Source organism: Aeromonas sp. QDB39, assembly GCF_027707585.1.
GTDB classification, from domain to species: Bacteria; Pseudomonadota; Gammaproteobacteria; order Enterobacterales; family Aeromonadaceae; genus Aeromonas; species Aeromonas hydrophila.
Genome location: NZ_JAPCIV010000078.1, coordinates 1 through 7,230 on the forward strand (window position 1 = coordinate 1; position 7,230 = coordinate 7,230).

Consider the following 7,230-nt stretch of genomic DNA (forward strand, 5'->3'; position numbering starts at 1 on the left):
AGAAGCGTACCAGAACCGGCAGTTGGCCTCTTCTCTCCTATGCACCATGGGTGTTGCAGTTATTATCTGAATTCGCGTGACGTGCGCGAAATTTGGAACTATCCCTGTAGTCACGGATTTACCTGTGGGGACAATCGAGCCAGGCAGCATTAATATGGTATTGCCTGACGTTGTGATCGATAGAAATGTGTTAAATGCATGGGCGGAAAAAAATATCCTAGCTATGTCTTTCAGTGGGTCATCACCATTTATTCGCGTGCCTGTCCCTCTGAGTTCCTATTGGAGTTCACATCACACCAGTTTCAAGGCGCTTGATGACAAAGTTTTTGAGATATTTTCAAAGCTTTCACTAATTTCGGCTTTGAAAGCTAGCTATGAACCCATTGAAACTAATGGAGTATGGGCAAGCAGAAAGGCCAGTCTGACCATCGCGAAAGCAAATCCTTGGTTCATTAACGAGCTTGGTAATGCCCTGAAAGGAATGCCAATTAAGTTAGAATCAGCGACATTTAGCATTAGCAAGGAAGGGGAATGCACCCTAAATAATGCGGTAATTCAGTTTGGAGGTGGCGCACAATGAACGAACAAAATAAAAAAATTAGCACTAAAAAATTGGTGACCTATTTAGGGCTGCTTTCTGTAGCATGTGCAAGTGCGGTTTATTTATATCAGGCTCAAGAAAATAGACAGGCTAAACGAAATGAGCGACTTAATGCGCTTATCGCACAGTCAGAGCAGCGTTCCCAGGCATCAACTCCGGTTGATTCAGGGAGCAATGTCTCAAGCCAAAACGTGATTGAACCCCCGTCAGCAGTAAGGCTGCCGAATTTACCGGAAAACATCCAGGAGCTGATGCGCCTCGGTGAAAGAAGGGCTAAGGCTGAGGCTTTACTGGCAACAAGCACGGTGGAAGAGTTGGTTGAGAGTAACGCCGCCAAGAAAAAAATTGCATCCGAGAAGCCTGCCAAAAGCTCCCCCCCTCCTGGGGCCTTCTTGCTACAGGACGAATTGCCTGTAGGCGCAACCGTGTCACCAAGTGCTCCAATGCCTGTTGGAACGGGGATCGCATTTAATGAGCCCAAGGTGATGGATTCCCCCGGTAGCAAACTTGACAGACTCACTCTGCGATATGCGGCCCGCGTAGATGGGATATTGACCGCGTATGTATCAATTGGTGAGTCTGGAAGAATGACCCCTGCTCAGATAGGTAAGACAATCGACGGGATCAAGATTACTTCCCTGAATGACAGGCAGTTATGTGCAAGCCAAGGAAAATTGGCTCGCTGCATTAATATGGCCTATTGACGGTTGGGGTATTTATATGAATATGGCAATTAAAAGCACAGTGTCTTTAATTGATGATGATGAAATCCTAGCTCTTTGCCGGGAGGACAAAAGTTGCTTTGTTGATGAGAACTGGGTCGTTTACACCTCAGATCCAAAGAGCGACAACTTAAATACAATAATTGCTAAGGTTAAGGTTCTGCTGCATGGCAAGGAACCTAAGATTAATCTGGCCGACAGCGAAGTAGTATTGAATGCCTTACAGGTTGGCTCAACTCTAAGTGTCGAGTCCACCCACCAGAGCACTAAGCACGCCACTGATGTTGCACCAACCCAAGTTGAAGACCGCTTGATGGGATTGCTGGCTAGATGCATCAAAATGGGTGGCTCTGATATACACATTTTAGTGAAAGGACAGAAAACACTAATAAAGTGCCGTATTGATGGGCGCCTAGTTGACATATCTGCGCCACAGACAAAGGAATATGGTGCAGAACTGACGGCTTATGTGTTCAATGGTCACAGTGGCTCAGAGGAAAGCTATTCAGCATTAATCCCAAATGCAGGAAGCTTTAGCAAGATCATAGCTGTGAATAATGTTCAGAAGGCATGGGACTGGCGGACATCAATGCTACCAGTTAGCAGCAGTAGCGATGACAAAGATTGTACCAAAACCGTACTGAGATTGTTGACTCCCATTCGAGATGATATTCCTTCGTTCGCAGATATGGGGATGGATGATGATCATGTCAAAATCATCGAGCTTGCATTTAAACAGCCTCAAGGGGCCATTCTATTTTCTGGGCCTACCGGTTCAGGTAAAACCACTGTTGCTATGGCTGGATTATCAACAATTGAGGATGGCCGAAACATTAATACCCTTGAAGACCCTCCCGAATGGACTCTTGACGGGGTATCTCAAACGCGAATCGATTATGGTCTTACGAAGAAAGGTAAAGAACGAGACTTTGCGTATTACGGGAAGGTTATGCTCAGGCAAGATCCTGATGTGATTTACTTTGGCGAGGTGCGTGACCAGAAAAGTGCTGCGGAATTTACTCACCTTTCTGAATCCGGGCACTTGTTAATCGGAACAACACATACGTCAAGTGCGACCGGTATTGCAACAAAACTGGTAGAGCACTTACGTGTTCCATCAGTTATTGCAAGTAGCCCTGATGTATTTTCAGTTTTCTCGCATCAGCGGTTAATAAGAGTTCTTTGCCCGCATTGCTCAATACCACATGAAAAGGCAACTGAGGAGCAGCAGACCACCTTACGCAAAGCACTAGGCGATGACCTGGGCCACGCTAGAGTGAAAAATAGCAGTGGCTGCGGCAAATGTGTCTCAGGTGAAAAGGGAAGAACATTGGTAATGGAGGTCATTGTATTAACTGATGATGACCGCCAATTTATAGCTAAAGGTGATGCGTTGGCATGGAAGATTCATTTAATACAAAACGGGTGGAAAAACATCCGGCACTATGCTCTTAAGAAAGTAAGGGATGGTATTTGCGATATTCATTCTGCTGCCGAGCAAGTTAAGGAGCTGCTGTGAATTTTGACACTATTTCAAAGAAGTGGCTCCAGTTGGTTTTTTTTAAAACCAACCAAATTGAATTCCTCGAGGATTTTAGGGAGCTAATAAACTCTGGCATTGATGAAAAGGATATATGCATCAACTTGGTTGAGTTCGGTTCTGCATCAGCCAAGGCGCTCGCAGGTGACATGCTGATGGCTATCAGAAATGGTCGGCCGGTTACATCTGGAATGCAAGGGTGGTTCTCTCCAATAATAATATCTACAATTTCAGCCGGTCAAGAAACCGGTGACATAGACATGGGGCTTGATGTTGGAATCAACACCATCAGAGATGCATCTGGATTAACTTTAGATATTTTAAATGCAGTAAAGTATCCAGCATTAATGATTGTCGGGCTGTTGATAGTGGCGGGTGGTCCGTCCTATGAATATATGCTGGACATGCAAAATAGACTACCGCTCTACAAATGGGGTGGTATATCACAAGTGGCATGGGGCCTTGCTGAATTCAGTCACAACTGGATGTTCTCGATGTTATGTATGAGCATCACAGGCCTCATAGGATTGATGTGGATGTTACCTAATGTTTCTAACAGAGAGTCACTTGATAACTCCATTGTATTTAAGCAGTATAGGGATCTGAATGCGATAGCTGTATTAGCTAGCGTGTCCAGTCTTATGAGGGCCGGGGTCGGCATTAATGATTGCTTGAGCATTATTGGGCATGGCTCAAGTCGTTGGCTGCGAGCAAAAATTCAGAAGATAAAGTTGAAGATTGCATCAGGGAAGAAAAACTATGGTGATGTTTTTGATGTGGGATTGCTTGGTCAAGCTGAAATTCAAAGGATTAAGATTTTAAGTAATAGTGAAGACATTCCATCGGTGCTAATGCAAAGCTCGATGAGACAGCGAAGGAGGCTTAAAAAACAGATTATTAGTTTGGGAAAGTTGGCAAACTTGCTGACTATGATGGCTGCAGGTTGCGGTATGGCTGTATTGGCCGGTGGTATATATCTCGTAGTGGCGCAGTCCGCTAGAGTTACTTATTAATATATAAGGGTTGAATGATGAACTACGTAAGTCAGAACAATAAAAAAATGGTTTCAAAAAAACAAGGCGGCTTCACATTGATCGAGTTTTCCATTGTGGTAGCTATTGCGGCCGTCCTCTTGGTGGTCGTTCTTCAAGTTGCTGAAGGTGTCAAATATCAAACTAAGCAAGAGTCTCTCATAAAGCAGATGCAGCAAATTACAACAGCAACGGAGCGTTGGAAAAAAGGAAGACCGAATAAAAACGGTGTGAGCATGAGCGTCCTATGTGCGACTGGCTCTAAACTGCTTGATGCCAGCGTCTGTGGTACAGCCAAAGATGGTAAGGCGGCAAATGCTTTTGGTGGTGATATCACGGTTGTAGCTAATACCACTAACCCCAGTCTGGTTGATATCACTATGGCGGGCCTGCCGGCAGATTACATTACCGATCTTGCAGACACCTTGGCCCCTATGACTACTGGGCGTTGTCAGACGGCTACAGGCTGCACAACCATTACCGTCACTGGTAGTAGTGTTAAGGGAACGATGTAAATTATCTTTGCTATGGAGGTGGCATTGCCGCCTCCATGTTTTTTGAACATGACAGGTCAATTTATGAAAAAATATAGTGGTTTCACGTTGATTGAGTTTTCGGTGGCTATAGCTGTTTTTGTCACTATCTCATTTGGCGTGGCTGCTATTAGGTATAACGCTGACATCGTTGAGCAATCTATAAAGGTTCATGGTATTGCCTCTGATGTGAATTCGGGAATTAACACTACCCTGCGACTTAAGGTGTCAAGTGGTTGCCTGACTAGCATTAGCATTTCCCATACTGATTTAATTACAACAGGTGTGCCACAAACGTCTGTATATCCTGCGCCATGGGTGACAAGTTTCGCTTTTGGATATCGTGGGGGTGAACCTGTTTCTGTTATCGTTTCAATAGATGTAAGAAATGCTGCTCTTGCCGGTGAGCTATATACTGACTCAGGTGCTGACTATATTTCAGCTAGCACATTATCATATCAGTTTCCTATTAAGTCTCCGAGACTATCTTCGTTTGGAGAGATGTATAGGAGTTCAACAAATTGCTGGGCACATGGCATTGGAGATAAATAATGCGTAGGAGCCAGAGTGGATTTACGCTCATTGAACTTTCAATAGTTCTTCCAGTTTTAATTTTTGTCGGCATGATCATTTTCAATGAGCTGAGACAACAAAGAATTGAATCTGCTGCTGTGCAGCAAGGCAATCGCATTACTGAGCTGTTTTCAAAAGCGGCTGAAAGGTATCAGGTCTTGGCAAAAAGTAATAACACTGTCACGCCGACCAACTTTCCATCCTCTATCCAGGTACTAATTAATGAAGGGTACATTAGGAACTGTACTGCAAGTGACGCGAGTGCGGGTAACTGCCGGCCAATGACAGAGACTCTTTGGGGGGATGCTATATCTGTTAGAACTTATGGGGTTGCTGGGAATCCAACAATTCCACGGTTCGAATTGACCATTCCACTCGCAAAGGTCCCAGCTGACCACCGAAATGATGTTGCCGCTGGATTACTGTCATCTCTGCCTTTTGCTACAGTATCTGGCACAAATATTGTTGCCGAAATTGGTCGGCCAGGCACCGAAGTTTCTCACGATAACTTTTATATGCTGGATGGATCAAGGGCGCTAAAAGGGGACATGAATGCAGCTGGTTATGCTATCGAGAACGTAAAGGATCTTTCAATCACAGGTCTAACAAACCGTACCGTACTTTCCGGGCTGGCATGGGGGAATGTTCAACAAAACAACCAAGTTGTTTCACTTGTCTCTTGTCCAGCAAATCGTGGAACTCGAAAAGTAAATGTGATCCCTCTGTCATATAGCAAAAACGGTTTCCCGTTTAACAACATGGGGGCTGTGGAAGGGCGGTTTGATGGGACCAGGGCATATGTCCGAATATGGGAGACTGACCAGAATGGAACTCAGGCATGGTTTATTCCTGCTCCTGCAAATGCATCCGTCTTGGTCCAACAACAATGCAGCAAATAACTGGCTATAAATACACCAATAAAGGAGATCTGAATGAAGCTTCGTAACGATAATGACCCTTCTCGCTACACAAGCAACATGTTAACAGTAGCGTTGCTGGCTTGTTACGGTGGGGCCGTGACAGCAAGCGTGGATGATATTTGGGCCACCTCGCCGGCGACCCAGGACATTTTGTGGGCGCAGCAGTATGCCAAGCCTGTTAATCCTGCGAATAGCATGTCCCTGATTACCTTCAGTACAACTGACGATTCTTCGATAAATAGTGGTGTTTCATACACCAACACGACTGGCAAACCGATGTTGATGACGGTCCGAGGTTCTATCGGAAAGGATATTCCTTGGGCAATTGATCTCTATGTGAACGGTGTACGTGGAGCGTCGTTCGGAAGGGGGGATGGTGCTGGCGGAAATTGGGTCTCGAGTGGCACGGTAATGATTCCGCCTGGAGCAAGTTATAGGATCAATAAGACTCCTTCTGAGGTAATCCACTCAACGATACGCTGGTATTAGATGCCCGCTATCGATAACTATCGGTCATTATGAACCACACTACCTCTCCAACCAGTGTGGTTCTCGTCCCATCAAATACGACTTGGGGCTCCTAGGTTGGCTACATGATTGCCAAGCTGCTCGCCCCCTGGTGATGAAAATGGGCTTGTGGGGGCCAGCTACAAGCCCTGCTATAGACTGTATCCTACAACACGTTTTATTACTGGAGCGCCAGTCCAAACGCCTTGCCCCTGCAGCGTCACCCCCACACCAGACCGGCTCACTTTGATGAGAGCGTCATAGGGCCTATCAGCGTTTTCACCTCCCCGGTTGTAGATTCGCACATCCCCTCTAGTGACGGCTTCTTGAAGGTCGAACATCAACTGAGTGATTCCCCGACCATCTAAGTCAAAACTGACATAGAGCACATTGACGGTGGAAGGCACAGTGATACTCACTGCCGTGGAGGATCCGCTATAGAGGTCAACTCGACCGCCCGTTCCAGAAAACGAGGGATTGACTGCGGCAGCATAGGCTTGAGCCCACTGGGTATCATAAGTTGCCGGCGAGGCCGCCCAAACTTCATCGACGCCAGAGTACGCTTTGCCACAAAATAACAACGTTATCGCAATAATTGCCAAGCTATATCGAGAAGGGTCATTATCGCGCTACTCATTTTTCTACATGACACTGTTGCAAAGCGGATCCTGAAACTAGGGGGTGGAGTCAACCCTGGTTTGATTGCCAACAATTCAACCAGCTAATGCTGACTCTTATACACAAATAGCGGTCTGAACGGAACTTTTCCCGTTTTCCAGGATCTGATCTTCCATGTGACTCCC

At 45.7% G+C, this 7,230-nt stretch carries 8 protein-coding genes; all 8 read left to right on the forward strand.

Features of this window, described 5'->3' with window-relative positions:
- Window positions 1–124 precede the first annotated feature (124 nt).
- The 8 genes from PG899_RS23420 (at window position 125) to PG899_RS23455 (ending at window position 6,409) form a co-directional block, all read left to right on the forward strand.
- On the forward strand, window positions 125–580 hold the full coding sequence (locus PG899_RS23420) for a hypothetical protein (RefSeq protein WP_270697775.1): 456 nt from the start codon (window positions 125–127) through the stop codon (window positions 578–580).
- Complete coding sequence (locus PG899_RS23425) at window positions 577–1,305, forward strand: hypothetical protein (RefSeq protein WP_210538358.1); 729 nt, start codon at window positions 577–579, stop codon at window positions 1,303–1,305. The genes PG899_RS23420 and PG899_RS23425 overlap by 4 nt, the downstream gene beginning before the upstream one ends.
- Entirely contained in the window at window positions 1,259–2,842 is a 1,584-nt protein-coding gene (locus PG899_RS23430; protein ID WP_270697776.1) for a GspE/PulE family protein, read from the forward strand. Before PG899_RS23425 ends, PG899_RS23430 begins: the two co-directional genes overlap by 47 nt.
- Window positions 2,839–3,876 carry a type II secretion system F family protein gene (locus tag PG899_RS23435; RefSeq protein WP_210538356.1) on the forward strand — a complete coding sequence of 346 codons (1,038 nt, stop codon included), beginning with the start codon at window positions 2,839–2,841 and terminating at the stop codon, window positions 3,874–3,876. Before PG899_RS23430 ends, PG899_RS23435 begins: the two co-directional genes overlap by 4 nt.
- Window positions 3,877–3,890: 14 nt before the next feature.
- Window positions 3,891–4,409 carry a prepilin-type N-terminal cleavage/methylation domain-containing protein gene (locus tag PG899_RS23440; protein WP_216945327.1) on the forward strand — a complete coding sequence of 173 codons (519 nt, stop codon included), beginning with the start codon at window positions 3,891–3,893 and terminating at the stop codon, window positions 4,407–4,409.
- A gap of 63 nt (window positions 4,410–4,472) precedes the next feature.
- Window positions 4,473–4,979 carry a prepilin-type N-terminal cleavage/methylation domain-containing protein gene (locus PG899_RS23445; RefSeq protein ID WP_210538354.1) on the forward strand — a complete coding sequence of 169 codons (507 nt, stop codon included), beginning with the start codon at window positions 4,473–4,475 and terminating at the stop codon, window positions 4,977–4,979.
- Window positions 4,979–5,899: a type II secretion system protein gene (locus tag PG899_RS23450; protein ID WP_210538353.1), complete on the forward strand. Its 921-nt coding sequence runs from the start codon at window positions 4,979–4,981 to the stop codon at window positions 5,897–5,899. Before PG899_RS23445 ends, PG899_RS23450 begins: the two co-directional genes overlap by 1 nt.
- A gap of 33 nt (window positions 5,900–5,932) precedes the next feature.
- The gene (locus tag PG899_RS23455) at window positions 5,933–6,409 is read left to right on the forward strand and encodes a hypothetical protein (RefSeq protein WP_270697777.1); all 477 of its coding nucleotides are present in this window, start codon (window positions 5,933–5,935) and stop codon (window positions 6,407–6,409) included.
- Window positions 6,410–7,230: the final 821 nt, after the last annotated feature.